Here is a 26,036-nt window from a genome sequence, read left to right as displayed (position 1 = left end):
CCGCCATCGAGAGGGCCCATGGACCAGCAGCACGACACCGCACCGCGTCACCTCGCCCGGGACGGACGGGCGTACCGCACCCGCGTGGTGGGGTGGGACGACGCGCGCGGCGCGCGCATCCGCCGCGCCATGGAGGACGAGATGGACGTCCGCTACGAGGGCCGGCACGCGGACGACCCCGACTGGCCCGCGAAGGCGGCGGTCGCGTTCGCGCTCGACCCCGCGGACGTCGAGGCGGTGGTGCTCCTCGTGCCCGAGGGCGACGAGGCGGGGGCGGCCGCGCACGGCGTCATCCGGCGGCTGGGCGGCGAGCTCGAGCTGAAGAAGGTCGTCGTGGATCCGGCGCATCGCGGCACCGGCCTCGCGCGCGTGCTCATGGCGGAGCTCGAGCGGGTCGGCCGGGAGCTCGGCGCGCCGCGGCTGATCCTGCAGACGGGCGACCGGCAGCCGGACGCTGTGCGGCTCTACGAGACCGCGGGGTGGCGGCCCATCGACGTGTACCCGCCGTACCTGCCGGTCACGAACTCGATCTGCTTCGAGAAGCCGCTGGGCTGAGGTCGGCCGACGCCGGCCGGGCGGCCGCCGCGCCGCGCAGGGCGTCGTCCACCAGGAGCGCGAGCAGGTCCGGGAAGGGCAGGCCGTCCGCCGCGAAGCTCCGCGGGACCTGCGAGGCCGCGGTGGATCCGGGCGTCGTGTTCACCTCGTTGAGCACGGGGCCCTCGGGCGTGAGGAAGAAGTCGACGCGCACGACGCCGCGGCAGTCGAGGGCTTCGACCAGGCGCGCCGCGGCGTCGTGCAGCGCGGCGAGCTCGTCGGCGGCGAGCGGGGCGGGGATCCGGAAGACGGCGCCGCCGTCGTACTTCGTGCCCGCGTCGAAGACGCCCTCGGTGACGACCTCCACGGCCGGGCCGATGCGGATCGTGCCGTCCCACGCGCGGAGGACCGGCACGTCGATCTCACGGCCCGCGACCAGGTGCTCCACCAGCACGCGGTCGCCCACGGCGAAGGCGGCGGCGAGGGCGGCGGGCACGTCCGCGGCGGCGAGGGCGAGGCCGACGCCGTGGCTGGATCCCCCGCCGGACGGCTTCACGACCACCGGGCGCTCCCAGGTCCAGGCGGCGGCCGACGCGCGGGTCAGCTCGACGCCCGGCGCGACGTCGATGCCGAGGGACGCCGCCAGGAGCTTCGTCGCCTGCTTGTCCATGCCGATGGCGCCCGCGCGCACGCCCGAGCCGACGTAGGGGATCCCCACGAGCTCGAGCAGGGCGGCGATCGTGCCGTCCTCGCCGTCCCGGCCGTGCAGCATCGGGAGGGCGACGTCGCACGCGGCGAGCGCCTCCACCGCACCGGCGAGGGCGATGGCGCGGCCGGCGGCGTCCGTCCAGCCGTGGTCGCGGCCGAGGGTGAGGGGGACGACGTCGAAGCGCGCGGCGTCGAGGGCGGAGGCGACCGCGGCGGCGGAGGCGAGCGAGACGTCGTGCTCGGTGCTGCGACCGCCGCCGATGACGGCGACGCGGGTGCGGGCGGTCGTCCCTGGCGGTGCGGGTGTGGTCGGCGGCACGGCCGGGCGGGGTGGGGTGGCGGTCATGCGGGGATCTCCGTCCGGGCGGGGTGGGTGGGGGCATCGGGGGCAGCGGGTGGGGCGGTGCATGCGGGATCGGTGCGCGGAGCTGGCTCGGTGGGTGCGCGGGTGGATGGGGCTCCGGGGCGGGGCGGCGGCGCAGGCGCAGGCAAGGGATCGCGGGACGCGGCCGCGCTCCCGACGGACGTGAGCACCTCGTGCGGGATCGTGCCCGCCCACGCCGCCCAGTCGCCGGCGGTGGGCGCGCCGTCGGATCCCGCGCCGATGACGACGGCCTCGTCGCCCGCCGCGTCCCGGGCGTCGGGACCGAGGTCGACGACCGTCTGGTTCATGGAGAGCACGCCGGCTACCGGGACGCGGCGGTCGCCGATCCCCACGGAGGCGCGCGCGGAGGCGGCACGCGGCAGGCCGTCCGCGTAGCCGACGGGCAGCAGCCCGAGCGTCGTGTCGCGCGCGGCCGTCCACGTGCCGCCGTAGCCGACCGGGGTCCCCGCGGCGACGCGACGGACCCCGACGAGCGGGGCGCGCAGGGTCAGCGCGCCGCGGAGTCCCGCCTCGCCGCCCGTCGCGTCGATGCCGACCAGGCCCGCGCCGACGCGCACGAGCGTGCCGTGCGAGGCGGGGTCGAGGAGGGCGGCGGCGGATCCGGCCGCGTGCCGCTCCTCGGGATCCAGGCCCGCGGCTGCGAGGACCGCGAGTCCGTGCGCGAACGCCGCGCGCTGGGCGGCGTTGGCCGGGTCGGTGGGGCGGTCGGCGGAGGACAGGTGGGTCATGGCGCCGACCACGCGGATCCGCCCGCGTCGCTCGGCCCGGGCGGCGCGGGCCGCGAGGAGCTCCCAGTCCTCCGGGGCGAAGCCCTCGCGCGCGAGCCCGGTGTCGAGCTGCAGGTGGATCCGCGGGCTGCCGTCCGCGGTGATCGCCTGACGGAGCTCCGCGAAGGTGCCCACGGCCACGTCGACGCGGTGCTCGACGGCGACCGCGAAGTCGACCGGCGACGCGTCCAGCCAGCTGAGGGCGGGGACCGCGATCCCGGCCCGGCGCAGGCGCACGGCGTGGTCGACGGTGGTGACGCCGATCCAGGTGGCGCCGCCCTCGACGGCCGCGCGCGCCGCCGTGCGGGCGCCGACGCCGTAGCCGTCGGCCTTGACCACAGCCATGACGGCGACGCCCGTGCGCGCCACGAACACGGCGGCGTTGTGGCGGATCGCGTCCGCGTCGACCTCGACGCGCGCGCCGGTGCCCGTGCGTGCGCCTGCTCGGGGGACGCTCATCCCGCCGCGTCCTGCAGCCCGGCCGGGCACGTGCCGCCCGGCTCGGTGCCGAGCTCGAAGTGCCACATCTCGTTCGCGTAGGTCTGGCACAGGCCGTAGCGGTCGCCGTGCTGCTGCAGCCAGCTGTCGGCGTCGGTCGGGCCGATGTCGACCGCATCACCCGTGACGTGCGCCGAGCGCTCGGGCGTGCTGACCCACTTGCGGGCCTCGGCGGCGCTGCCGTACTTCGCGACGCCGTCCTCGAGGAGGCTCCGCTGGTAGCGGGCGCTGCGCCAGCCGGACGCCACGACCATGTCCACGCCCTGGGCGGCGGCGTCGCGGGCTGCGTCCTGCATCGCGGCGCGGAGGGCGGGATCCAACCGGGCGATGCCGGGGTGCTCGTCGTCGAAGGGCGAGATCGGCGCCTCGAGCGGGATCCAGCCGTCGTCGGGCGTGCGGGGGTCGCCCGTGGGGTCGGCGTCGGATGCGTCGTATCGGGAGGCGCCGGACGCGGATCCGTCGAGGGCGGCCCCTGCGGGATCGGTCGCTACGCATCCGGCGAGCACCGGGACGAGGAGGACGGCCGCGAGGAGGGCGGCGGCGGGGCGTCGCCGGGGGAGGCGGGATGCGGGGGTGCGGTTCACGGGAGCCTTTCCGCACGCCGCGGGGGCGACGTGCGGATCCAGACCACCAGGGCGCGTGTCGCCCGGGCGTCGCCCTTTCCGCATACGCCCGCGATACGTCCCGTCGGGCAGGATGCGCGCGGTGCCGACAGGCCGGGCGCGGGATCAGCGCGGCGCGGGGAACACCACGCGCACGTCGAGGCCGCCGCCCGGCTGCGGGTCGATCGTCAGCTCCGCGGCGTGCAGGCGGGCGACGCGCGCGACGATCGTGAGTCCGAGGCCGCTCCCCTCGACGGCCGGGATCGCGCGGCCGTCGGGCGTCGTGGGCCGGCCGGCGCCGCGCACGAACGCGTCGCTCAGCGTGCGGGCGACGTCCGGCGGGATCACCGGCCCGGTGTTGCGGACGCGCACCTCCACGCGGTCGTCGTCGAGCGTCCCCGCGGTCACGAGCATCCGCCCGCCCGCGGGGTCGTTGTGTCGGATCCCGTTCACGACGAGGTTCATGATCAGCTGCCCGACGAGCACCTCGTCGCCGTCGAAGTCGCCCTCGCCGAGCTCGGTCGCGACGGCCACCCGCGCCTCCGCCGCGAGCGGCTGCGCCTCGTCGACGACGCGCGCGACCAGCTCCGCCACGTCGACCGGCCGGCGCTCGATCTCCACGAGGTGGTCGAGGGTCGCGATCGTGAGCAGCGCCTCCACGGCCTCGGTCCCGCGGCGGGTGGTGGCGTCGAGGCGGCCGAGGAGCTGCGGCACGTCGACGCGCGTCGGATCCGCCAGCGCCACGTCGAGGACGACCCGCGAGATCGCGTACGGCGTCCGCAGCTCGTGCGACACGTTCGCGGTGAACCGCTCCTGCTCGGCGAAGGCGGCCTGGAGGGTGTCCAGCATGGAGTCGAACGCGTCACCGAGCCGGCCGAACTCGTCGTGGCGGTCCAGGCGCACGCGCGAGTCGAGGGATCCGTCGGCGACCCGCTCGGCCACGGCGCCGAGCCGCTGCAGGGGCCGCAGCATCCAGCCGGCCAGGTACCAGCCGCCGACGAGCCCGACCACGAGCAGGACGGCCGTGACCTGGAGGGCGCGCGGCCAGAGCGCGGCGAGCAGGTCGCCCTGGCTCGGCACGAAGCCATCGGCGCTGGGGATCGGCGCGTCCGGCACGAAGCGGAGGACGTAGAGGAGCAGGAGCAGCATGGCCGCAGCCGCCAGCACGAGGAACGCCGCGTAGCTGAGGGTCAGGCGGAGGCGGGCGCTCATGCGGGCGGCTCGGGCGCCGGGTGGTCGGCCCCAGCGCCGGCCTCGGTCCCTGCCCCGGTGCCGCGCGGCCCGGCGTCGGGCGCGTCCAGCCGGTAGCCGACGCCCGCGACCGTGTGGATCAGCCACGGGTCGCCGAGCCGCTTCCGGAGCGACGAGATGGTGATCCGCACGGCGTTCGTGAACGGGTCGGCGTTCTCGTCCCACGCCCGCTCGAGGAGGGTCTCGGCGCTGATCACCCCGCCGCGCGCCTGGAGCAGCACCTCCAGCACCTGGAACTGCTTGCGGGTCACGGCGACGTAGCGGCCGTCGCGGTACACCTCCCGGCGGAACGGGTCGAGGCGGAGGCCCGCGTGCTCGAGCACCGGGGGCGCCGCGGCGGCGGAGCGGCGGCCGATCGCGCGCAGCCGCATCACGACCTCCTTCAGCTCGAAGGGCTTCGTGATGTAGTCGTCCGCGCCGAGCTCGAACCCGCGGACCTTCTCGTGCAGGCGGGCGGCGGCGGTCACCATCACGATGCGGCACGGGATGCCCGCGGCGACCACGCGGCGGGCGACCTCGTCCCCGTCGATGCCCGGGATGTCGCGGTCGAGCAGCATCACGTCGTACGGGTTCTCGGCGAGGGCCTCCATCGCGCGCTCGCCGTCCGGGGCGATGTCGGCGGTGATGGCCTCGAGCCGGAGCCCGTCGCGGAGCGAGGCGGCGAGCAGGGGTTCGTCCTCGACGATGAGCACGCGCATGACCCCGAGCCTACGGTCCCGCCTGCGCGCCTCCTCGACGCGGCCTCCCGCCGGCACCCGGGCCGGGCGCTCCCGCCTGCGCGGCACCGGGCCTGCGAGCATGGGCGGATGGACATCCTCATCACGCCGGCCGAGCTGGACCTCGCCCTCCGCACCCGCGACGACGTGCGCGTGCTCGACGTGCGGTGGTCGCTCGGCGGCCCTCCCGGCCGCCCGCTGCACGAGGCCGGGCACATCCCCGGTGCCGTGTACGCGGACCTCGACACCGAGCTCGCCGGGCACGGCGCGCCCGAGGACGGCCGGCATCCCCTGCCGACGGTGGCCGACCTCGAACGGGCCGCGCGCCGCTGGGGCATCCGGCGGGGCGACACGGTGGTCGTGCACGACGGCGGCGGAAACATGGCGGCCGCGCGCGCCTGGTGGCTGCTGCGCGACGCGGGGATCCCGGACGTGCGGCTCCTCGACGGCGCCCTGCCCGCCTGGGTCGCCGCCGGCCTGCCGCTCTCGACCGGATCCGCGACGCCCGAGGAGGGCGACGTGACGCTCACCTGCGGCGCGCTCCCCACCCTCGACGAGGACGCGGCCGCCGACCTCGCCCGCACCGGCGTCCTCCTGGACGCGCGCGCGGGGGAGCGGTACCGCGGCGAGGCCGAGCCCGTGGATCCGCGCGCCGGCCACATCCCCGGCGCCCGGAGCGCGCCCACCGCCGAGACGATCGACGCGGACGGCGCGTTCCTCCCCGCCGAGGCGCTGCGCGAGCGGTACGCCGCGCTCGGGATCCAGCCGGGCGGGACCGTGGGCGTCTACTGCGGCTCCGGGGTCACGGCCGCGCACGAGATCGCGGCGCTCGCCATCGCGGGGATCGACGCGGCGCTGTACCCGGGGTCCTGGTCGGCGTGGTCGAACCGGCCGGAGCGGCCCGTCGCGACGGGTGCGGAGCCCGGCGGCGACGACCGCTGATCAGGCGGTGCGGCGGACCGCGATGACCGTGCAGTCGTCCGGCTGCCCCTCGGGCGTGAGCTTCACCAGCGCGTCGACGAAGCCCTGCGCGGACGTGTGCCGGCCCATGAGCCCGCCGAGGAAGTCGTAGGTCGCCTCCTCGTCGTCGAAGAAGTCGAGCAGGCCGTCGCTGAAGATCACGAGGCTGTCGCCCGGGTCGAGGTGCACGGACTCCTCCTCCCACGCGTCCTCGGCCTCGAGGCCGAGCGGGAGGTGGCGACCGTGCAGGCGCTGCAGGCCGCCGTCGGCGCGGACCACGAGCGACAGCCCGTGCCCGGCGTCGACGTAGGTGAGGACGCCGGTCGACAGCGCCAGCCGCGCATGGAACAGGGTCGAGAAGGAGCCGGCCGTCGAGAGGTCGTCGACGAGGGCGGCGGCGGTGCGCACCATCGTGCGGCGGACGCCGTCCGTGCGGGACGCGAGCCGGATGGTCGCGCGCACGCCGGCGGCGAGGATCGCGGCACCGACGCCCTTGCCCATCACGTCGGCGAGGGTGAGGCGGAGGTCGCCGCCCTCGAGGAACCAGTCGTGCACGTCGCCGCCCACGACCTGCGCGGGGATGCTCGTGCCCGCGACCTCGTAGCCGTCGAGGTGCACGGCGGCCTTCGGCGAGAGCGCGCGGGCCACCTCGGCGGCCCTCGCGCTCTCGGTCTCGCGCGCGAGCTCGTCGGAGAAGAAGTCCCCGATCACGGCGAGGCGCGCGCGGTCGGTCGCGCCGAACTCGCGCGGCGACGTGTCCGCGATGAAGAAGACGCCGATGACGTTGCCGTCGGGGGCACGCAGGTGCTGCGCCGCGTAGAAGCGCACGCCGAGGGGACCGGTGACGCTGGTGGAGGTCGCGAGCCGCGGATCGAGGAGGGCGTCCTCGACCACGAGCATGCCGTCGTCGGCCGCGAGGGCCGCGTCGGTGAAGGTGCCGTGGCGCGCCCATCGCGGCGTGGGCAGGCCGAGGCTCGCCTTCATCCAGATGGCGTCGGCGCCGATGATGCCGATCGCGGCGATGGGCACGCGGTAGAACTCGGCGATCATCATCGTGATCCGGTCGAACCGGGTCTCGGGCCCCGAGCCGAAGAGGTGCAGGGTCTCGAGCGTCTCGAGGCGCTGGCGCTCGCGGAGGTCGGTGTCCATGCGAACCGCCCCTCCTGATCTCCTGCGGATCCCCCGATCCGCGCTCCGCACGCACCGGTGACCGGCTCGCGTGCGATGCCCAGAGTCTACGCGCCAGGGGAAATGCCGGGTCCGCGCCGGACCGGTGGACGCGATCCCGCGCGCGCCAGCAGGGACGACCCCCGCGCCCTCCGGGGCCGCGATCACGAGGTCCGATGCCCCCGATCGGGGGTTGGCGGCGAGGATCGCCGACTGGCTCGATGGGGGCATGGACAGCGGGGACGGCACGGGGGCGGGCGCATCGGCGCGCCGCGAGTACGAACGGCGCCGGGCGCGGGATCAGGAGGCCACCCGGCGAGCCTGGGGGCGGTTCGGCGGGATCGCGGTGGCGCTCTCGACCGAGCGCCGGAGCACGACGGCCTGGAGGACGGGCGCGGTCGGTGAGGAGCGGCTCGGAGCGGCGCTCGACGGCATCGCGTCCCCACGGCTGCGGGTGCTGCACGACCGGCGCATCCCGGGGACTCGGGCGAACATCGACCACATCGCCGTGACGGGTGCCGGCGTCTGGGTGATCGACGCGAAGCGCTACACGGGCCGGGTGTCCCTCCGGGTCGAGGGTGGACTGCTCCGGCCCCGCACGGAGACCCTGAGGATCGGCGGCCGCGACCGGACGAAGCTCGTGACCGGGGTCCAGCGACAGGTGGCCCTCGTCCAGGCGGCGCTGCCCGACGTCCGGGTGACGGGAGCGCTGTGCTTCGTCGACGCGGACTGGCCGCTCCTCGGCGGCGACTTCGTCATCGGCGGAGTCCGGGTCCGTCGGCCCCGGACGCTCACGAAGGCCCTCGCCGGGGATGACGGCGGCACCCTGGACGTCGATGCGGTGACGGCCGTGCTCGCCGACCGCTTCCGGGGCGCGTGAGCCGCGCCGCGGCCCGCGTCAGCCCGCGAGCACCTTGCGGATCCGCTGCAGCGACACCGGCTCGGCCGTCGGCAGGTGCTGGGCGAAGAGGCTGAGGCGCAGCTCCTCGAGCATCCATCGGGCGTGCACGAGCGACTCGGGCGCGTGCGGCGCCGACGGGATGACACCGCCGGCCTCGCGGTAGAGGTCCGTCGCCTTCTGCACCTCGGTCATCCACGCGCGGTCGCGGGCGGGCTGGTCGGGGAGGCGCTGCACGCGGTGCGTGAGGCCGGACAGGTAGGCGGGCAGGCGCTGCAGCCGCGCGAGGCCGGTGGCCGACACGAAGCCCGGGCGCACGAGGCCCGCGAGCTGCTCGCGCGCGTCGGTGAGCGCGCCGATCAGCTGCATGCTCGTGGCCGCCTTGATGGCCCGCTCGGCGTCGCGGTACCCCGTGAGGATCCGGTTCACGAGCGCCACCGTGTCGAACATGGAGTCCATGACGACGCCCGAGACGCGGTCGCGCGCGGTCTCGAACAGCTCCTTCGAGTAGATCGCGCCACCCGGGGCCACGCGCTCGAGCACCTGGTCGATGCACGCGAGCAGGCAGTCGTCGAAGAGCGCCTGCACGTTCGGGTACGGGCTCGTCGCGAGCATCAGCTTCTCCTGGCTCGTGAGGTGCTGCTTCACGTAGGCGGAGGGGTTCGCGATGGCGAGGACGAGCAGGCGCCGCACGCCGCCGGGCATGGCGCGCGCCTGGTCCTCGGCGGTCGCCATGAGGCGGATCGCGACGGTGGATCCCTCGTCGACGAGCGCCGGGTAGGCGCGGATGACGTGCCGGCTGTCGCCCGTGCCGCCCTGCGCAGTGTCGACGAAGCGGGGCAGCTCGTCGAGGTCCCACGTGGTGAGGCCGGTGCGCTCCATGCCGCGGGTCGCGGATCCGGTCGCCCCGGCCACGCGCTCGACCGGCCGGGCCGTGGCCCGGGCGACGCTGTCGCGGGCGCGGCTGGAGAGCCGGGCCTGCAGCTCGGTGAGGTCGCGTCCGGCGGCGACCTCGCGGCCGCGCTCGTCGACGACCCGGAACGCCATGCGGAGGTGCGCGGGGATCCGGTCGAGGTCGAAGTCGTCGTCCGCGACACGCACGTGCGCCTTCCGCATGATGAGCGACGCGATGGTGGTGGTGAAGGCGACGGGGTGCTGCGGATCCGGCTCGGGCAGCCCCTCGAGCAGTCGGTCGGCCCAGTCGGCTGCCGGCACGACGTTCTTGCGGAGCGCCTTCGGGAGGGCCTTGATCATCGCGGTGACGAGGTCGCGCCGCATGCCGGGCACCTGCCAGTCGAAGCCGGCGGGGCTCAAGCGCGCGAGGAGCGCGAGCGGGACCTGCACGGTCACGCCGTCGTCGGGCGCGCCCGGCTCGAAGCGGTAGGTGAGCGAGAGGCGCTGGTCGCCCTGCTGCCAGGTGGGCGGGAAGGCGGCCTCGTCGACGTCGATCGCGTCCTCGGCGAGGAGCTCCTCGGCGGTCATGGTGAGGAGGTCGGGCGTCTCCTGCCGCTGCTTCTTCCACCAGCCCTCGAAGGCGCGCGTGGAGGCGACGTCACGCGGGATCCGCTTGTCGTAGAACTCGAACACGGCCTCGTCGTCGTTGAGGATGTCGCGGCGGCGGGTGCGCTCCTCCACCTCGGCGAGCTCCTCGCGGAGCTCCCGGTTGGCGCGGTCGAACGCCTGCTGCGACTCCCAGTCGCCCTCGACGAGCGCGTGCCGGATGAAGAGCTCGCGCGCGTACGCCGGATCGATGCGGGAGAACTGCACGCGGCGCTTGAGGATGATCGGGACGCCGTAGAGCGTCACCCGCTCCCACGCCACGGTCGCGCCCTGCTTCTTCTCCCAGTGCGGCTCGCTGTGCGTGCGCTTCACGAGCCCGCCCGCGATGGGCTCGGCCCACGCGGGGTCGATGGCCGCGTTGGTGCGCGCGAACAGGCGGCTGGTCTCCACGAGCTCGGCGCTCATGATCGCGTCGGGCTGCTTCTTCGCGAGCGCGGACCCCGGGAACACCACGAAGCGCGACTGCCGGGCGCCGACGTAGTCCTTCTTCTGCGCGTCCTTCAGCCCGATGTGGGAGAGGAGGCCCGCGAGGAGCGACTTGTGGATGCCGTCCGGGTCGGCCTTCGGCTCGTTCATCGTGAGGTCGAGCGGGCGGGCGAGCTGGCGGAGCTGCCGGAACACGTCCTTCCACTCGCGCACGCGCACGTAGTTGAGGAACTCGGCCTTGCACATGCGGCGGAACGCGCTCGAGGAGAGCTCGTCCTCCTTGGCCTCGAGGTGGTTCCAGAGGTTGAGCAGCGTGATGAAGTCGCTCGTGGGATCCACGAACCGCGCGTGCTGCTGGTCGGCCTGCGGGCGCTTCTCGAGGGGCCGCTCGCGCACGTCCTGGATGGTGAGGCCGGCGACGATGATCATGACCTCGCGGCTGACCCCGTGCTTCCGGGACTCGACGACCATGCGGGCGAACCGCGGGTCGATGGGGAGGCGCGACAGGTCGCGGCCCACCTTGGTGAGCGCCGGGGTGCCGTCGGGGGAGCGGACGACCGCGCCGAGCTCGGTGAGGAGGTCGACGCCGTCCTTGATGCCGCGCGAGTCCGGCGGCTGGAGGAACGGGAACGCGGCGATGTCGCCGAGGCCGAGCGACACCATCTGCAGGATGACGGCCGCGAGGTTGGTGCGGAGGATCTCCGGCTCGGTGAACTCGGGCCGCCGGAGGAAGTCCTCCTCGGAGTACAGGCGGATGGCGATGCCGTCGCTCGTGCGGCCGGATCGCCCCGAGCGCTGGTTCGCGGACGCCTGCGACACGGCCTCGATCGGCAGGCGCTGCACCTTCGAGCGCACCGAGTAGCGGGAGATGCGGGCGGTGCCGGCGTCGATGACGTACTTGATGCCGGGCACCGTGAGGCTCGTCTCCGCGACGTTGGTGGCGAGCACGATGCGGCGGCGGACGCCCGCCTGGGTCGACGGCTGGAAGACGCGGTGCTGGTCGGCGGAGGAGAGCCGCCCGTAGAGCGGCAGCACCTCGGTGTGCGGGAGGTTCCGGCTGCGGATCGCGTCCTCGGCGTCGCGGATCTCGTTCTCGCCGCTGAGGAACACGAGCACGTCGCCCGAGGACTCGCCCGCGAGCTCGTCGAGCGCCGCGTTGATGCCCTCGAGGTAGTCGCGGTCGTCGGCCGGGCGCTCGAGCGGCGCGTCGGCGAGCTCGTCGTCCTCGCCCGCGACGGCGGCCTCCGCCACGAGCGGCCGGTACCGGATCTCCACCGGGTACGTGCGCCCGGAGACCTCCACGATGGGCGCGTCGCCGAAGTGCTTCGAGAAGCTCTGCGGGTCGATGGTGGCCGACGTGATGATGAGCTTGAGGTCGGGCCGGCGCGGCAGCAGCTGCTTGAGGTAGCCGAGCAGGAAGTCGATGTTGAGGCTGCGCTCGTGGGCCTCGTCGATGATGATCGTGTCGTACTTCCGCAGGAGCCGGTCGCGCTGCAGCTCGTTGAGGAGGATGCCGTCCGTCATCAGCTTGATGCGGGTGTCGGCCGAGACCTTGTCGGTGAAGCGCACCTGGTAGCCGACGAGCTGGCCGACCTCGCCGCCGAGCTCCTCCGCGATGCGCTCCGAGATGGTGCGCGCGGCGAGCCGGCGGGGCTGCGTGTGGCCGATGCTCTCGCGGCCGAGCTCGAGGCAGATCTTCGGCAGCTGCGTGGTCTTGCCGGACCCGGTGGCTCCCGCGACGATCACGACCTGGTTGTCGCGGATGGCGTCGGCGATCTCGTCCCGCATCCGGCTGACGGGGAGCTCCGGCGGGTACGCGATGCTGAATTCCATACGGCGTCCAGTCTATCCGCGGGGGCGCACGCGATCCCCGGCCGGCCGGGCGTCGGTATCGTCGGTCGGGTGCGCCGATCCGACGGCGCCCGGGCCGGCGCGACCCGCCCGCGACGGCCTTCCGACGGGACACCGCATGACCTCCGACCCCTCCCTGCGCACGCCCATCCCCTCCGTCCCGATGGGCGACGGGATCCCCATCCCCCAGTTCGGCGTCGGCACCTACAAGGTGTCGGACGCGGAGGCCGAGCGGATCGTCGCCGAGGCGCTCGAGGTCGGCTACCGCCACATCGACACCGCGGCCATGTACGGCAACGAGGAGGGCGTCGGGCGGGCGATCCGCGCCTCCGGGATCCCGCGCGACGAGCTGTTCGTCACCACGAAGGTGTGGAACGACGACCACGGCCGCGACCGCGCGCGCGACGCGATCCGCCGCAGCCTCGACCGGCTCGACCTGCCCGCCGTCGACCTGCTCCTCATCCACTGGCCGGCGGCCGAGCGCGGCCTCTACGTGCAGACGTGGGAGGCGCTCGCCGTGGCCCGCGAGGAGGGCCTGACCCGCTCCATCGGCGTCTCGAACTTCCTCGTGCCGCACCTGGAGGCGCTCGCCGCCGCCGGGCTGCCCGCGCCCGCCGTCGACCAGATCGAGCTGCACCCGCGGCACCAGCAGCGGGAGACGACCGCGTACCTGGCGGAGCACGGGATCGCCGTCCAGGCGTGGAGTCCGCTCGCCCGCGGTGCCGTCGCGGACGCGCCCGTCGTGCGCGACGCCGCCCGCGCGCACGGCCGCACCGACGCGCAGGTCGTGCTGCGCTGGCACGTGCAGCGGGGCGCCATCGTCTTCCCCAAGACCACGCGACGGGAGCGGCTGGTCGAGAACGCGGACGTGTTCGACTTCGCGCTGACCGACGCGGAGATGGCGGGGATCACCGCGCTCGAGGCCGCCGGACGCGTCGGAAGCCACCCGGACCAGGTGGTCTGACCCGCGCTCCCGCCCGGCCGTCCACGGGTGGCGGGGAGGCGTCACCTCCGGCGGGTACGGTGGCCGTCATGTCCCAGCACCGCATCCGCACGCGCCTCAAGTCCGTGGTCGCCCGGGGCGTCGCGCCCCTCGGCGGGAGCGCCGGCGGTGCATCGGGATCCGACGCCGACGGGGCCGCGCACGGCACCCCCGCCGCCCCCGGCGGCACGCGCCGCCCGAGCCTCGTGGACAACGGCGTGTACGTCGACGGCTGCCGCGTCGCCTCGCCCGCGACGCTTGCGGACACCTTCCGCGAGCTGGACGAGCGGCCCGACGCGATGGCGTGGATCGGCCTCTACCGCCCCACGGTCGAGGAGCTGCAGGCGCTCGCCGAGGAGTTCGACCTGCACGAGCTGGCGGTCGAGGACGCGATCCAGGCGCACCAGCGCCCCAAGACCGAGCGCTACAGCTCCACCCTCTTCACCGTGCTGCGCGCCGCCCGGTACGTGGACGAGCGCGAGGAGGTGGAGTTCGGCGAGCTGCACGTGTTCCTCGGCCGGAACTTCGTCATCACGGTCCGGCACGCGGAGTCGCCCGACCTCTCGGCCATCCGCACCCGCATGCAGGAGCGGCCGGAGCTGCTCTCGAACGGCCCCGAGTCCGTGCTCTACGCGATCCTCGACGCGGTCGTCGACGGCTACGCGCCCGTCGTCACGGGCCTCGCCAACGACATCGACGAGATCGAGGACCAGGTGTTCGACGGGGACCCGGCCGTGTCCCGCCGCATCTACGAGCTGTCCCGCGAGGTCATCGACTTCCAGCGGGCCGTGCGCCCGCTCACCGGCATGCTGCAGCAGCTGCAGGCCGGATCCGGCAAGTACCGCGTGGGGGAGGAGCTCCAGCAGGCGCTCCGCGACGTGGCCGACCACGTCATCGTCGTCAACGAGCGCGTCGAGGAGTTCCGCGTGCTGCTCCGCGACATCCTCACGGTGAACAGCACGCTCGTCGGCCAGCGCCAGAACGAGGAGATGCGCGAGCTCAGCGAGTCGAGCAACCGGCAGAGCGTGGAGACCCGCAAGATCTCCGGCTGGGCGGCCATCCTCTTCGCGCCGACCCTCGTCTCCAGCGTCTACGGCATGAACTTCGACCTCATGCCGGAGCTCCACTGGGACTGGGGCTACCCGCTCTCCCTCGTGCTCATGCTCGGCGTGAGCGGCGTGCTCTTCGGGATCTTCCGCAAGCGCGACTGGATCTGACCCGGCCGCGGGCCCGACCCGCCCCCGTACCCGGACCCGCGCGTAGCGTGGACGCATGCCCAACCGCCTCGCCGACGCCGTCAGCCCGTACCTCCTCAGCCACGCGGACAACCCGGTCGACTGGCGGCCGTGGGGCGAGGAGGCGTTCGCCGAGGCCCGGCGCCGCGACGTGCCCGTGCTCGTCTCGGTCGGCTACGCGACCTGCCACTGGTGCCACGTCATGGCGCGCGAGACGTTCGCGGATCCGGCGCTGGCGGAGCGGCTCAACGCCGGCTTCGTCGCGATCAAGGTCGACCGCGAGGAGCACCCCGAGGTGGACGCGGCGCTCATCACCGCGGCCGGCGCCTTCACGCAGCAGCTCGGCTGGCCGCTCAACGTGTTCACGACGCCCGAGGGCCGCACGTTCCACGCGGGCACCTACTCGCCGCCCGAGCCGCGCGCCGGTCACCCGTCGTTCCGGCAGGTGCTCGACGCCGTCGCCGACGCCTGGACCACGCGACGCGACCAGGTGGAGCAGGGCGCGGGGCAGCTGAGCGCGGCGATCCGGGAGGCCTCGGCGCGCGGAGCCGTCGCCTCCCCCCTGCCGGACGCTGCCGCCCTCGACCGCGTGGCCGCCGAGCTCGCGGGGTTCGAGGACCCGGAGCACGGCGGGTTCGGATCCGCCCCGAAGTTCCCCGTCGCGCCCGTCGTGCTGCTGCTCGACACGCTCGCGACCGCCGGGGTCCTCGCGCCGGAGCGCGCGCGGGCGACGGGCGCGCTCGTCCGCCGCACGCTCGACGCGATGGCCCGCTCCGACCTCCGCGACCCGGTCGAGGGCGGCTTCTTCCGCTACTCCACGCGCCGCGACTGGACCGAACCCCACTACGAGCGGATGCTCTACGACAACGCGCTCCTCCTCGACGCGTACGCGCGCGCGGGCGACGAGGACGTCGCGGCCGGGATCGCCGCGTTCCTCACGACGACGCTGCGGAGGGCGTCCGGCGGCTTCGCGTCGGCGCAGGACTCCGAGAGCACGGTCGGCGGCCGCCGCGTCGAGGGCGGGTACTACGCGCTCGACGCCGCCGGCCGCGCGGCCGAGGAGCCGCCCGCGGTCGACGGCAAGGTCCTCACCGGGTGGAACGGCCTCGCGATCGGCGCGCTCGCCCGCGCGGGCCGCGCGTTCGACCGGCCCGTGTGGATCGCCGCCGCCCGGGACGCCGCCGACATGCTGCTCGCGGAGCACGTGCGCGCCGACGGGTCGCTCGTCCGCGCGTCCATCGACGGCCGCGTCTCGCCCGCCGTCGCCACGCTCGAGGACCACGGCATGCTCGCCGACGGGCTGCTCGCGCTGGCCCTCGCGACGGGGGAGGTCGGGTACGCGGTGCGCGCCCGCGACCTCGTCGACGCGCTCATCGCGGCGGCCGACGGCGCGCCCGAGCCCGGCTCCGCGGGGTTCCGGGTGCCGACGGGCGCGGATCCGGTGCTCGCGGGCTTCGGCCTCGACCTCGCCGCCGACCCGTCCGAGGGCGCGTACCCGTCGGGCCTGACCGCGGCGTCGTCGGCCGCGCGCGTGCTCGGGCGGCTGACGGCGGATCCGCGCTACGAGCGGGCGGCCCGGGCCGCGCTCGCGACGGTCGCGGCGGGCGGCGCGACCCGGCCCATCGCGTTCGGCGGCGCGCTCGAGCAGGCGGTCGCGGTCGACGCGGCGGGCCGGCAGCTCGTGGTGGTGCTGCCCGACGGCGTCGATCCCGCGGGCGACCCGCTCGCCGACCTCGCGCGGCACCGCATCCGCCCGCCGGACGTCGCGCTCGTCGTCACGGCATCGGCCGCACGGGCCTGGGCGGAGGCGGGCTTCGAGCTGCTCGCGGACCGCACCGCGGGATCCGGCGCCACGGCGTACCTCTGCGCCGACTTCGTCTGCCGTCTCCCGGTCACGACCGCGGACGCGCTGCGGGCGCAGCTCGCCGAGGGCCCGGCCGCCTGACCCGCGGACCGCGGCCGCCTGCTCCGGCGCGCACGCTCAGGCGACCAGCTCCTCGCCGCGGGCCAGGATCCGCTCGAGCGCGCCGAGCTGCGCGGGGGACGGGTCCACGAGCGGCGCCCGCACGGATCCGACCGGCACGCCGCGGAGCCGCAGCCCGGCCTTGATGAGCGACACCGCGAACCCGGGCGTCTCGTCGCGGAGGCGCACGAGCGGCGTGAAGAAGCCGTCGAGCAGGAGGTGCTGCGTCGCCTCGTCGTCGGCCAGGTGCGCGGCATGGAAGGCGAGCGCGATCCGCGGCGCCATCGCGAACACGGCGGACGAGTAGAGCGGCACCCCGATCGCGCGGTACGCGGCCTGGCTCGCCTCCGCGGTCAGCATCCCGTTGAAGAACCGCACGTCCGACCGCCCCGCCCGGCGGGCCGCGAGCACGAAGCGCTGCATCTGCGCCATGTCGCCCACGCCGTCCTTGATCCCGGCGAGGGTCGGCAGCCGCAGCAGGCGCTCGACGGTGGCGTCCCCGAAGGTCGCGCTGCCGCGGTGGTAGGCGATGACGGGCAGCGGCGTGACCCGTGCCACCGCCTCCACGTACGCGGCGACGCCCTCCTGCGGACCGGTCACGAGGTACGGCGGCAGCACGAGCAGGCCGTCGGCGCCCGCGTCGGCCGCGATCCGGGCGCACCGGCGGGCGTGCCCGAGCGGGCCTCCCGCCCCCGCGATCACGAGGTGGCGGCCTCCGGCGGCGGCGACCGCCACGCGCACCGCCTGCGCGTACTCGTCGATGTCGAGCGCGTGGAACTCGCCCGTCCCGCAGGCGACGAAGGCGGCGCCCGCGCCGTCCGCGAGCCCGTCGGCGACGTGCCGCGCGAGCACGTCCTCGTCCACCCGGTCGGCGGCGTCGAACGGGGTGACGGGGAAGAAGAGGACCCCCTCGAGCGGCGGGAGCGGGCGGTGCCCGGCCGGCGCGGCCGTGGTCGGGTCGGCTGTCTCGGTCATGGCTGCCTCGTCGCGTCGTGGGAGTCGGATCACGACCCCGCATTCACCTACGTGAACGTCTTCCGTCATCGTGAACGTGGCTGCTACCGTAGGCGGCATCGGGTCCGCCGTCAACGAGGACGGACCCCGGAGGGAGACCAGGCATGGCCGACGCACGACGCATCGTCATCACCGGCGCGGCGGGACAGGTGGCCCGCGGGGTGCGCCCGCTGCTGCGGGAGGCCGGACACCGACTGACGCTCCTCGACCTGGTCGACCCGGATCCGGTGGACGGCGAGACCGCGGTCGTCGCGTCGGTCACCGACACGGCCGCCGTCTGCGCGCCCCTGGTCGGCGCGGACCTCGTGGTGCACCTCGGCGGGCTCAGCCGCGAGCGCCCCTGGGCCGCCCTCGCCGACGCGAACGTCGAGGGCACGCGCAGCGTGCTCGAGGCCGCGCGCGACACCGGCGTGCGCCGCGTCCTGCTCGCGAGCTCCAACCACGTCGTCGGCTTCCACCCCATCCCGGCGCATCCCGCCGAGGAGCTGGATCCCCGGCCCGACGGCTACTACGGCGCGAGCAAGGCGGCGATGGAGGCGCTCGGCTCCGTCTTCGCCGACCGGCACGCCCTCGCGGTGGTGAGCGTGCGGATCGGGAGCGTCCTCGAGCGGCCCGTGAACCGGCGGACGCTCTCGACCTGGTTCTCCTTCCCCGACGTCGTGCGGCTGATCGAGGCGGCCGCCGTGCTCGACGAGCCCGGCGCGCACGTCGTCTGGGGCGTCTCGCGCAACACCCGCGCGTGGTTCTCGCCCGTCCCCGGCGAGCGGATCGGCTTCCACCCGCGGGACGACTCCGAGGTCCACGCCGACGCCGTCCTCGCGGAGGCCGGGGACGCGGACGACCCGGACGCGAACGGCCTCATCGGCGGCGAGTTCGCCGCCCCGCAGCACGCCCTGGGGGAGCCGTGGTGACGGCGGAGGCGGCGGCCGAGGCGGTGGAGGAGGCGCCGGCCGACCGCGCCCTCCGGCCCGTGAAGTCCGCCGAGCGCACGCTCGCCCTCCTGGAGCGGCTGGCCGAGGCGGGCGAGCCCGTCGCGGTCGTCGACCTGCACCGGGCCTCCGGCTACCCGCGCTCGAGCCTGCACCAGCTGCTGCACACCATGGCCGCGAGCGGCTGGATCGAGATGCTCCACGACGGCACGCACGTCTCCATCGGATCCCGCGCGCTCGTCGTCGGCACGGCCTACCTCGACCGCGACCGGGCGCTGCCGCACGCGCTCCCGGCGCTCGAGCGGATCCGCGACGAGACGGGCTACACCGCGCACTACGCCCGGCGCGAGGGCGGGCGGGTGCTCTACCTCGCCACCCGCGAGACGACCGAGCCCCGACGGGCGGCATCCCGCGTGGGCCGGCAGCTCCCCGCCCACGCGACCGCGCTCGGCAAGGCGCTCCTCGCCGAGCTCACCCCGGAGGAGCGGCGCCGGGCGCTCGGCGCGGGTGGCCTCGCGGCCCTCACGCCCGCGACCGTCACCGACCGGGACGCCCTCGACGCCCAGCTCGACGCGGCGCGCGCGGCCGGCCACGCCACCGAGCGGGAGGAGAACACGCCCGGCGTCGCGTGCGTCGCCGCGGCGGTCGGCTACCGGATCCCCGCCACCGACGCCCTCAGCTGCTCGATCCCCGTCGAGCGGGCCGACGCCGCCGAGGTCGCCCGCGTCGCCGCGGTCATCGAGGCGCACGCCCGCCGCCTCGCCGCGACCCTGCGGTCGGCGGGCGTGCGATGAGCGCCGCCGCCCCGCGCCTCTCCTTCTGCGCCTACCCCTGGGACCTCGTCGACGACCCCGACGCCGTGGCGCGCGTGCGCGGCGCGGGCGCGGACGGCGTCGCGATCGCCTCGGCCTACCACTCGGCGCGCGCCGCCACCCCGCTGCATCCGCGGCACCGGATCGTCGACGCCCGGTCCGCCGCGCTCTACCTCCCCGTCCGCGACGGAGCATGGGGCGAGCTCCGCCCGGACGACCGGACGCCCTGGGTCGGCCCCGACGCCTTCGCCCGCGCCGCCGCGGTCGCGCGCGCGGGCGGCCTCCGCGTCGAGGCGTGGATCGTCCTCACTCACTCCACGAGCGTGGGGAGCCGCAACCCGGGCAGCTGCGTGGTCAACGCGTTCGGCGAGTCCTACCCGTACGCGCTGTGCCCCACGCGGCCGGAGGTGCGGGAGTACGCGACCGCCCTGGTCGCCGAGACCGCGGCCGTCGCCCCGCTCGACGGCGTGCTGCTCGAGGCGTGCGGCCCGATGGGCGTCGCGCACCTGGGCCACCACGAGAAGACCGCGGGCGCCGACTGGTCGGCGGACGCGGAGGCCCTGCTCTCGATCTGCTTCTGCGCGGCCTGCGGCGACGCGCTCCGGGCGGATGGTGCGGATCCGGACGCGCTCCGCCGCCTGGTGCGCGACCGGGTGGACGCGGACGGCGGCCTCGAGGGCCTCGACGCCGTGCTCGCCGTCCGGGCCGCCGCGCGCCGGCTGCTCCTCGAGTCGTGCGTCGCCGCGGCCCGGGCGGCGAGCGTCGCGCGCGTCGTCGTGCACGCGCAGGCGGATCCCTGGGGCACCGGCCCCTTCGCCGCGCTCCTCGACGAGGCGGACGCGGTCGACGGCGTCGTGCTCACCGACGCCGTCGCGTCGGACGCGGCCCAGCTCGCCGCGCTCCGGCACCGCCTCCCGGGCACGCGGCTCGGCGGCTGGATGTGGGCCCTGCCGCCCGCGACCCCCGCGAGCATCCGCGCCGACTGGCCGGCCGCGGTCGCCGCGCTCGACGACGTGTACGCGTACCACCTCGGCCTCCTCGGCCGGGAGCGCCTCCACGCGGTCGGCGACGCGTTGACGTCGGGTCGCCCGGTCGGGCGCTAGCCGCGGCGGAGGGGCGGGCGCTCGTCCTCGCGGCGGCGCGTGACGGCGCGCGCCGCCCGCCCCGCCCGGAAGGTGCTCCACACGATGCCGCCGACGAGGAGCAGACCGCCCCAGCTCGCGACGCTGTTCATGCCGGCACCCGCGGCGATGCCGCCGATGACCCCGCCGATCGCGACCGGCAGGCACGTGCCGCGGAGGGCGGGGAGGGCGGCGCGGTGGCCGGCCCGCCAGGCCTCGTCGCTCGCCATGAGGGGGCGCGTGCGGATCCCGATCCAGCCGTTGCGCTTCAGCGCGCCCCACGCGGCGAGCTGCGTGGTGCCGAGGATCAGCAGCGCCGCGACGGCGAGGAGCAGCGCGGGGACACCCATGCCCTCAGCCTGACACGGCCGGCGGCGCCTGAGCCCCTCAGCACTCGATGACGTTGACCGCGAGCCCGCCCGTGGACGTCTCCTTGTACTTGGTGGACATGTCGAGGCCCGTCTGCCGCATCGTCTCGATCACGGTGTCGAGCGAGACGAGGTGCGTGCCGTCGCCGTGCAGCGCCATGCGCGCGGCGTTGACGGCCGTGGACGCCGCGATCGCGTTCCGCTCGATGCACGGGATCTGCACGAGCCCGCCCACGGGATCGCACGTGAGGCCGAGGTGGTGCTCCATCGCGATCTCGGCGGCGTTCTCGACCTGGCGCGGGGATCCGCCGAGCACCGCGCAGAGCGCCCCCGCGGCCATCGCGCACGCCGTGCCGACCTCGCCCTGGCAGCCGGCCTCGGCGCCCGAGATGGACGCGTTGGCCTTCACGAGCGAGCCGATGGCGGTGGCGGTGAGCAGGAAGTCGCGGATCCCGTCGCGGTCGGCGCCGGGCACGAACCGCAGGTAGTAGGAGCCGACCGCGGGGATGATCCCGGCCGCGCCGTTCGTGGGCGCCGTCACCACGCGGCCGCCCGACGCGTTCTCCTCGTTGACCGCCAGCGCGAACGCGTGCAGCCACTCGTGCGAGGTGTCGCGCGCGCCCTCGGCATCGATGGTGGCGAGCTGCGAGGCGACCCGCGCCGCCCGCCGTCGCACGTTGAGGCCGCCCGGCAGCGTGCCCTGGCCGCCGAGGCCGGCGGTGACGCACGCGGCCATGGCGTCCCAGATGGCGTCGAGCCCGGCCACCGCGCGGCGAGACCCGTGGATCGACTCCTCGGTGTCGCGCGCGACGTCGGCGATGGAGCGCCCGGTCGACTCGGCCAGCGCGATGAGCTCGTCGGCGTTGGAGAAGGAGTGGGGGAGCCCGGTGGGCAGCACGGCCGACGGCGCCTGGTCCTCGCGCAGCACGAACCCGCCGCCGACGGAGAACCACGTGCTCTCGAGCACCGTGGCGCCGTCGGCGTCGAGGGCCGCGAGGTGCATGGCGTTGGGGTGGCGGGGGAGTCGCGTGAACGGCTCGAAGGTGAGGTCGCGGCCCACCATCCGCACGGGGTGGATCCCCGCGAGCGGCACGTCGACGCCCTCGCCGAGCCCGGACCAGCGGCCGCGCACCTCGTCCGGATCGCACGTCTCGGGCGCGAGGCCGGCGAGCCCCGCGACGACGGCGTCGGGCGTGCCGTGGCCGAGGCCGGTCGCCCCGAGCGAGCCGAACAGGCGCACGGTGACGCGCGCGATCTCGGTGAGCCGGGGCGAGGCCGCGCACTCCTCCGCGAACAGCAGGGCGGCGCGCATGGGGCCGACGGTGTGCGAGCTCGACGGCCCGATCCCGATGGAGAAGAGGTCGAGTGCCGAGACGTACGCTGTCATGCCGTCAGACTATGCCGCCGCTCCGGCCCGCCCGGCCGAGGGGGCGGCGGGGCCGACGCGGGCGGCGCGGGCGGTGCGGCGGGGCCCGCGGGAGGCGAGCGCCAGCCAGGTCCAGCCGACCGCGAGGCCGAGCATGGTGATCACGCCGCGCGGCGGGAAGATGTGGCTGTCGACGAACGAGACGGCCGCGACCACGGCGATCACGGCGCCCGGCAGCGCCCGGAGCCCCGCGTGCCGGATCACGAGCGCGCTCGCGAGCACGGTGACGGCGACGTACGCCCACACGCCGGTGACGACGATCCCGTCCGCGAGCGCGTACATGGTGGTCACGCCCTGGCCGCCCTCGAGCTTCAGGGCGCCGGCCGCGATGCCCGCGAGGATGTCGAGCGCCTGGTAGCAGACGGCGTACGCGAAGCCGAGGACGATCGCGAGGATCCCGAGCCGGCGGTCGTGGCGGCGGGTGAGGAGGATCGGCGCGATCGCGAGGAGCGGGAAGACGGGGAGGAGGGCGATGTGGAGGTCGCGCCAGCGCATCGCGGTGTCGTCGGTCAGCGAGGTCGGGTGCGTGAGGCCCGCGGCGGCCAGGGCCAGCGGCGGCAGGGCGACGGCCACGAGGACGGCGGCCGTGCGGGATCGGGAGGAGGAGGCGGCGTCGGCGTCGGGCATGCGGTCATCGTAGGCAGGGCGCGTCCGGGATCCGGCGCGGATCAGGAGCCCGACATGACCCGGCCGGACCCCGGCCGGACATGCAGAGAGCCCCCGCCGCCCGGACCACGAGGGTCAGGCGACGAGGGCTCTGTGAGCTGCAGAAGGACTAGGCCTTCTTGCGGCCGACGATCGCGCCGTAGACCAGCAGGACGATGATCGCGCCGACGATGGCGAGCGCGAGCGAGCCCAGGTCGAAGCTGTCCACGCCCTTGCCGAAGACGGCGCTGCCGATGAGGCCGCCGAGGAAGGCGCCGACGACACCCAGGATCAGCGTGACGATGATTCCGCCACCCTGCTTGCCCGGGAGGATCAGCTTGGCGAGCGCTCCGGCGATCAGGCCCAGAACGAGAAAACCGATGATGCCCATGTGCGTTACTCCTCAAAGATGACGTGCTGTGTGACACCCGAATGCGGGTGGACGTGCCCCAGTCAAGCACCCTGAGGACCATTCGTGCAAAAACGTTTAGTGGATACGCCTTTACGGGACGGGGTCCGGCAGCCGGATCCGCCCCGGGATCCGGGCCGTCCAGGCACCCGCGGTACCGTCAGCGCATGCGCATCCCCCCGGTCCGTCGTCCCCGTGAGATCCCCGGCGAGGGGCAGGAATCCGTGTGGGACTACCCGCGTCCGCCGCGCGTCGACCCGTCGCGGGAGCACGTCGTGATCGAGCTCGGCGGGAAGGTCGTCGCCGACACCCGCGCGGCGGTCCGCGTGCTCGAGACGAGCCATCCGCCCGTGTACTACATCCCCTCGGGCGACTTCGCGGCCGGCGTCCTCGCCTCCGCCGCCGGGCGCTCCTGGTGCGAGTACAAGGGGGAGGCGTCGTACCTCACCATCGCGGGCGGCGGCGTCACGGCCGACCGCTCCGCGTGGTGGTACCCGTCGCCGACGCGCGGCTTCGAGGTGCTCGCCGACATGATCGCCGTGTACCCGTCGCGCATGGGTCGCATCACGGTCGACGACGTCCTCGTGGAGGCGCAGGAGGGCGACTTCTACGGCGGCTGGATCACGCCGCGGGTCGTCGGCCCGTTCAAGGGCGCGCCGGGCACGCTCGGCTGGTGAGGCGCGCGGGCTGCCCGCCGCCGGATCCGCTCCACTAGACGACGGCCTTCCGCGAGCTGATGACGCCCGTGTCGAAGCCGAGCAGGTGCAGGCCGCCGTGGAAGCGGGCGTGCTCGACCTTGATGCAGCGGTCCATGACCACGGTGAGGCCGCGCCGCTCGGCGTCCTCGGCCGCCTCCTGGTTCCAGATGCCGAGCTGCACCCAGATGACGGGCGCGCCCACGGCGACCACGTCGTCCACGACGGACGGGATGTCGCTGGCCTTGCGGAACACGTCGACGATGTCGGGCACCTCGGGCAGCGACGCGAGGTCCGGGTACGCCTTCTGGCCGAGGATCTCGGTGGCGTTCGGGTTCACGAAGTACACCCGGTAGTCGCTCGACTGCTGCAGGTACGTGCCGACGAAGTAGCTGGAGCGGGCGGGATTCGGGGACGCGCCGACGATGGCGACGCTCGTCGCGCGGCGGAGGATCGCCTGGCGCTCCTTCGCGCTCGGGCCGGTCCACGTGCGCTCCGAGCGGAGGAGCGCGGCGAGCGGGCTGGAGCGGGGGATCGCGCAGGTCAGGCCGTTCTGGAGCTGCGTGGTCTGGGTGCCGTCGGCGTCCGGGTCGGCGACCGGGGTGACCGGCGCGGTCGCGTCGTCGTCCTGCGCCTCGGCGGCGTCGCCGGCGGCGCGGTCGGCGGCCTCCTCCGCGGAATCGAGGGGCGCGAGGTCGGCGGCGTCGGCCGCCGGGTGGGGAGTGGATCCGGTGCGCTCGGGCGGCACCCCGCCGGTGTCGAAGCTCACTTCGCTCCCTCCGTGGCGGCGGCGAGCGCCTGGTCCAGGTCGTGGATGATGTCGGCGACGTCCTCGATGCCGACGCTGATGCGGACGATGCCGGGCAGCACGCCCGCGTCCACCAGCTGCGCCTCGCTGAGCTGCGCGTGGGTCGTGGAGGCCGGGTGGATGACGAGCGTCTTCGCATCGCCGATGTTGGCGAGGTGGCTCGCGAGCTCGACCGACTCGATGAAGCGCTGGCCCACCGCGCGGCCACCCGCCACCTCGAACGTGAACACGGATCCGGGTCCCGTCGGCAGGTACTTGCGCGCCCGCTCGTGATGCGGGTGCGCGGGGAGGCCGGCCCAGTTGACGGCGGTGATGCGCGGATCCGCGTCGAGCCACTCGGCGACGGCCCGCGCGTTGTCGATGTGCGCCTGCATCCGGTACGGGAGCGTCTCCACGCCCTGCGCGAGGAGGAACGCGGAGTGCGGCGCGAGCGCGGGCCCGATGTCGCGGAGCTGCTCGGCCCGGAGCCGGGTGAGGAACGCGTACTCGCCGAAGTTGCCGGTCCAGTTCAGCCCGCCGTAACTCGGCACGGGCTGGTCGAGGAGCGGGAACCGCGCGCTCTCCCAGTCGAAGAGGCCCGACTCGACGACCACGCCGCCGAGCGTGGTGCCGTGCCCGCCGAGGAACTTGGTGGCCGAGTGGATCACGATGTCGGCGCCCCACTCGATGGGCCGGTTGAGGTACGGGGTCGCGATGGTGGAGTCGATGACGAGCGGGACGCCGGCGGCGTGGGCGACGGCCGCGAGGCCCTCGATGTCGGCGATCTCGCCCGACGGGTTCGCGACGGTCTCGGCGAAGACGAGCTTGGTGCGGTCGGTGATCGCGGCGGCGTAGTCGGCCGGGTCGCTCGACTGGACGAACGTGGTCTCGACGCCGAAGCGGCGGAGGGTGACGTCGAGCTGCGTGATGGATCCGCCGTAGAGGTTCGCGGAGGCGACGATGTGGTCGCCGGCGCCCGCGAGCGAGGCGAAGGTGATGTACTGCGCGCTCAGCCCGCTGGCCGTCGCGACGGCGCCGAGTCCGCCCTCGAGGCTCGCGACCCGCTCCTCGAACGCGGCGACGGTGGGGTTCGACAGGCGCGAGTAGACGTTGCCGTACTTCTGCAGCGCGAAGCGCGCGGCGGCGTCGGCGGTGTCGTCGAAGACGAACGCGCTCGACTGGTAGATGGGGAGGGCGCGCGCGCCCGTGGTGGCGTCGGGGATGTTGCCCGCGTGGATCGCCCTCGTCCTGAACCCGTACTCGCGATCGACCATGGCCTCACGCTAACCCGGGCTCCCGACGGTTCCCCGGCCGCGTCGTAATGCGG

Annotated in this window: 24 protein-coding genes; 10 read left to right on the top strand and 14 right to left on the bottom strand. The window is 75.1% G+C overall.

Annotated elements, in window-relative coordinates; genetic code table 11:
- The first annotated feature begins 18 nt into the window (after positions 1 to 18).
- The gene (locus tag ACT7CP_RS12555) at positions 19 to 555 is read left to right on the top strand and encodes a GNAT family N-acetyltransferase (RefSeq protein ID WP_445442492.1); all 537 of its coding nucleotides are present in this window, start codon (positions 19 to 21) and stop codon (positions 553 to 555) included.
- Here ACT7CP_RS12555 and ACT7CP_RS12550 read toward each other — a convergent pair.
- From ACT7CP_RS12550 to ACT7CP_RS12530, 5 genes are all read right to left on the bottom strand, one after another.
- Positions 518 to 1,588, bottom strand: a complete 1,071-nt coding sequence (locus ACT7CP_RS12550; protein WP_445442491.1) for a D-alanine--D-alanine ligase family protein — start codon at positions 1,586 to 1,588, stop codon at positions 518 to 520. The genes ACT7CP_RS12555 and ACT7CP_RS12550 overlap by 38 nt on opposite strands.
- Positions 1,585 to 2,853, bottom strand: a complete 1,269-nt coding sequence (gene alr / locus ACT7CP_RS12545) for an alanine racemase (protein ID WP_445442490.1) — start codon at positions 2,851 to 2,853, stop codon at positions 1,585 to 1,587. Before alr ends, ACT7CP_RS12550 begins: the two co-directional genes overlap by 4 nt.
- Entirely contained in the window at positions 2,850 to 3,476 is a 627-nt protein-coding gene (locus ACT7CP_RS12540; RefSeq protein ID WP_413964204.1) for a M15 family metallopeptidase, read from the bottom strand. Before ACT7CP_RS12540 ends, alr begins: the two co-directional genes overlap by 4 nt.
- A 144-nt stretch (positions 3,477 to 3,620) precedes the next feature.
- Positions 3,621 to 4,706, bottom strand: coding sequence for a sensor histidine kinase (locus ACT7CP_RS12535; RefSeq protein WP_413964205.1), 1,086 nt, complete (start codon positions 4,704 to 4,706; stop codon positions 3,621 to 3,623).
- On the bottom strand, positions 4,703 to 5,443 hold the full coding sequence (locus tag ACT7CP_RS12530) for a response regulator transcription factor (protein WP_413964206.1): 741 nt from the start codon (positions 5,441 to 5,443) through the stop codon (positions 4,703 to 4,705). The genes ACT7CP_RS12535 and ACT7CP_RS12530 overlap by 4 nt, the downstream gene beginning before the upstream one ends.
- A gap of 108 nt (positions 5,444 to 5,551) precedes the next feature.
- On the opposite strand from ACT7CP_RS12530, the gene ACT7CP_RS12525 reads away from it, so the two are divergent.
- Positions 5,552 to 6,403, top strand: coding sequence for a sulfurtransferase (locus ACT7CP_RS12525; protein WP_445442489.1), 852 nt, complete (start codon positions 5,552 to 5,554; stop codon positions 6,401 to 6,403).
- Here the strand turns inward: ACT7CP_RS12525 and ACT7CP_RS12520 are convergent, their stop codons facing one another.
- On the bottom strand, positions 6,404 to 7,570 hold the full coding sequence (locus ACT7CP_RS12520; protein ID WP_445442488.1) for a PP2C family protein-serine/threonine phosphatase: 1,167 nt from the start codon (positions 7,568 to 7,570) through the stop codon (positions 6,404 to 6,406).
- Between the two features lie 247 nt (positions 7,571 to 7,817).
- Here ACT7CP_RS12520 and ACT7CP_RS12515 point away from each other — a divergent pair, with 247 nt between their 5' ends.
- Complete coding sequence (locus ACT7CP_RS12515; protein WP_445442487.1) at positions 7,818 to 8,468, top strand: nuclease-related domain-containing protein; 651 nt, start codon at positions 7,818 to 7,820, stop codon at positions 8,466 to 8,468.
- A gap of 18 nt (positions 8,469 to 8,486) precedes the next feature.
- On the opposite strand, the gene hrpA is transcribed toward ACT7CP_RS12515, so the two are convergent.
- The gene (gene hrpA / locus ACT7CP_RS12510; protein WP_445442486.1) at positions 8,487 to 12,305 is read right to left on the bottom strand and encodes an ATP-dependent RNA helicase HrpA; all 3,819 of its coding nucleotides are present in this window, start codon (positions 12,303 to 12,305) and stop codon (positions 8,487 to 8,489) included.
- A gap of 136 nt (positions 12,306 to 12,441) precedes the next feature.
- Here hrpA and ACT7CP_RS12505 point away from each other — a divergent pair, with 136 nt between their 5' ends.
- From ACT7CP_RS12505 to ACT7CP_RS12495, 3 genes are read left to right on the top strand one after another with little or no spacing between them, the layout of a single operon-like run.
- The gene (locus ACT7CP_RS12505) at positions 12,442 to 13,287 is read left to right on the top strand and encodes an aldo/keto reductase (protein ID WP_445442485.1); all 846 of its coding nucleotides are present in this window, start codon (positions 12,442 to 12,444) and stop codon (positions 13,285 to 13,287) included.
- A gap of 59 nt (positions 13,288 to 13,346) precedes the next feature.
- Positions 13,347 to 14,522: a magnesium and cobalt transport protein CorA gene (locus ACT7CP_RS12500; RefSeq protein ID WP_445442484.1), complete on the top strand. Its 1,176-nt coding sequence runs from the start codon at positions 13,347 to 13,349 to the stop codon at positions 14,520 to 14,522.
- Positions 14,523 to 14,577: 55 nt separating this feature from the next.
- The gene (locus ACT7CP_RS12495; RefSeq protein ID WP_445442483.1) at positions 14,578 to 16,485 is read left to right on the top strand and encodes a thioredoxin domain-containing protein; all 1,908 of its coding nucleotides are present in this window, start codon (positions 14,578 to 14,580) and stop codon (positions 16,483 to 16,485) included.
- A 36-nt stretch (positions 16,486 to 16,521) separates the two neighbouring features.
- Here the strand turns inward: ACT7CP_RS12495 and ACT7CP_RS12490 are convergent, their stop codons facing one another.
- The gene (locus ACT7CP_RS12490; protein WP_445442482.1) at positions 16,522 to 17,478 is read right to left on the bottom strand and encodes a 5-dehydro-4-deoxyglucarate dehydratase; all 957 of its coding nucleotides are present in this window, start codon (positions 17,476 to 17,478) and stop codon (positions 16,522 to 16,524) included.
- A 143-nt stretch (positions 17,479 to 17,621) separates the two neighbouring features.
- Here ACT7CP_RS12490 and ACT7CP_RS12485 point away from each other — a divergent pair, with 143 nt between their 5' ends.
- The 3 genes from ACT7CP_RS12485 to ACT7CP_RS12475 are packed head-to-tail and all read left to right on the top strand — an operon-like array spanning position 17,622 to position 20,361.
- Positions 17,622 to 18,428 (top strand): NAD-dependent epimerase/dehydratase family protein, encoded by an 807-nt coding sequence (locus tag ACT7CP_RS12485; protein ID WP_445442481.1) that lies wholly within the window; start codon positions 17,622 to 17,624, stop codon positions 18,426 to 18,428.
- A complete protein-coding gene (locus ACT7CP_RS12480) occupies positions 18,425 to 19,240 on the top strand; it encodes an IclR family transcriptional regulator (RefSeq protein WP_445442480.1) in 816 nt (271 codons plus the stop codon). The genes ACT7CP_RS12485 and ACT7CP_RS12480 overlap by 4 nt, the downstream gene beginning before the upstream one ends.
- On the top strand, positions 19,237 to 20,361 hold the full coding sequence (locus ACT7CP_RS12475; protein ID WP_445442479.1) for a hypothetical protein: 1,125 nt from the start codon (positions 19,237 to 19,239) through the stop codon (positions 20,359 to 20,361). The genes ACT7CP_RS12480 and ACT7CP_RS12475 overlap by 4 nt, the downstream gene beginning before the upstream one ends.
- Here ACT7CP_RS12475 and ACT7CP_RS12470 read toward each other — a convergent pair.
- The 4 genes from ACT7CP_RS12470 to ACT7CP_RS12455 form a co-directional block, all read right to left on the bottom strand.
- Positions 20,358 to 20,729 carry an SdpI family protein gene (locus tag ACT7CP_RS12470; protein WP_445442478.1) on the bottom strand — a complete coding sequence of 124 codons (372 nt, stop codon included), beginning with the start codon at positions 20,727 to 20,729 and terminating at the stop codon, positions 20,358 to 20,360. The genes ACT7CP_RS12475 and ACT7CP_RS12470 overlap by 4 nt on opposite strands.
- Positions 20,730 to 20,766: 37 nt before the next feature.
- Positions 20,767 to 22,134 carry an L-serine ammonia-lyase gene (locus tag ACT7CP_RS12465; protein ID WP_413964219.1) on the bottom strand — a complete coding sequence of 456 codons (1,368 nt, stop codon included), beginning with the start codon at positions 22,132 to 22,134 and terminating at the stop codon, positions 20,767 to 20,769.
- 9 nt (positions 22,135 to 22,143) lie between these two features.
- Entirely contained in the window at positions 22,144 to 22,800 is a 657-nt protein-coding gene (locus ACT7CP_RS12460) for a hypothetical protein (protein WP_445442477.1), read from the bottom strand.
- A 148-nt stretch (positions 22,801 to 22,948) separates the two neighbouring features.
- Positions 22,949 to 23,209, bottom strand: a complete 261-nt coding sequence (locus ACT7CP_RS12455; RefSeq protein ID WP_413964221.1) for a GlsB/YeaQ/YmgE family stress response membrane protein — start codon at positions 23,207 to 23,209, stop codon at positions 22,949 to 22,951.
- 185 nt (positions 23,210 to 23,394) lie between these two features.
- On the opposite strand from ACT7CP_RS12455, the gene ACT7CP_RS12450 reads away from it, so the two are divergent.
- Entirely contained in the window at positions 23,395 to 23,904 is a 510-nt protein-coding gene (locus ACT7CP_RS12450; RefSeq protein ID WP_445442476.1) for a DUF427 domain-containing protein, read from the top strand.
- 34 nt (positions 23,905 to 23,938) lie between these two features.
- Here ACT7CP_RS12450 and ACT7CP_RS12445 read toward each other — a convergent pair whose 3' ends face one another.
- Together ACT7CP_RS12445 and ACT7CP_RS12440 are read right to left on the bottom strand one after the other, a co-directional pair.
- On the bottom strand, positions 23,939 to 24,469 hold the full coding sequence (locus ACT7CP_RS12445) for a CoA-binding protein (protein WP_445443989.1): 531 nt from the start codon (positions 24,467 to 24,469) through the stop codon (positions 23,939 to 23,941).
- A gap of 218 nt (positions 24,470 to 24,687) precedes the next feature.
- The gene (locus ACT7CP_RS12440; RefSeq protein ID WP_307506661.1) at positions 24,688 to 25,983 is read right to left on the bottom strand and encodes an O-acetylhomoserine aminocarboxypropyltransferase/cysteine synthase family protein; all 1,296 of its coding nucleotides are present in this window, start codon (positions 25,981 to 25,983) and stop codon (positions 24,688 to 24,690) included.
- Positions 25,984 to 26,036: the final 53 nt, after the last annotated feature.

Source organism: Clavibacter rahimiani (assembly GCF_052654495.1).
The sequence above is the reverse complement of the archived record's forward strand: the minus strand, read 5'-3'. Positions and strand labels throughout refer to the sequence as shown.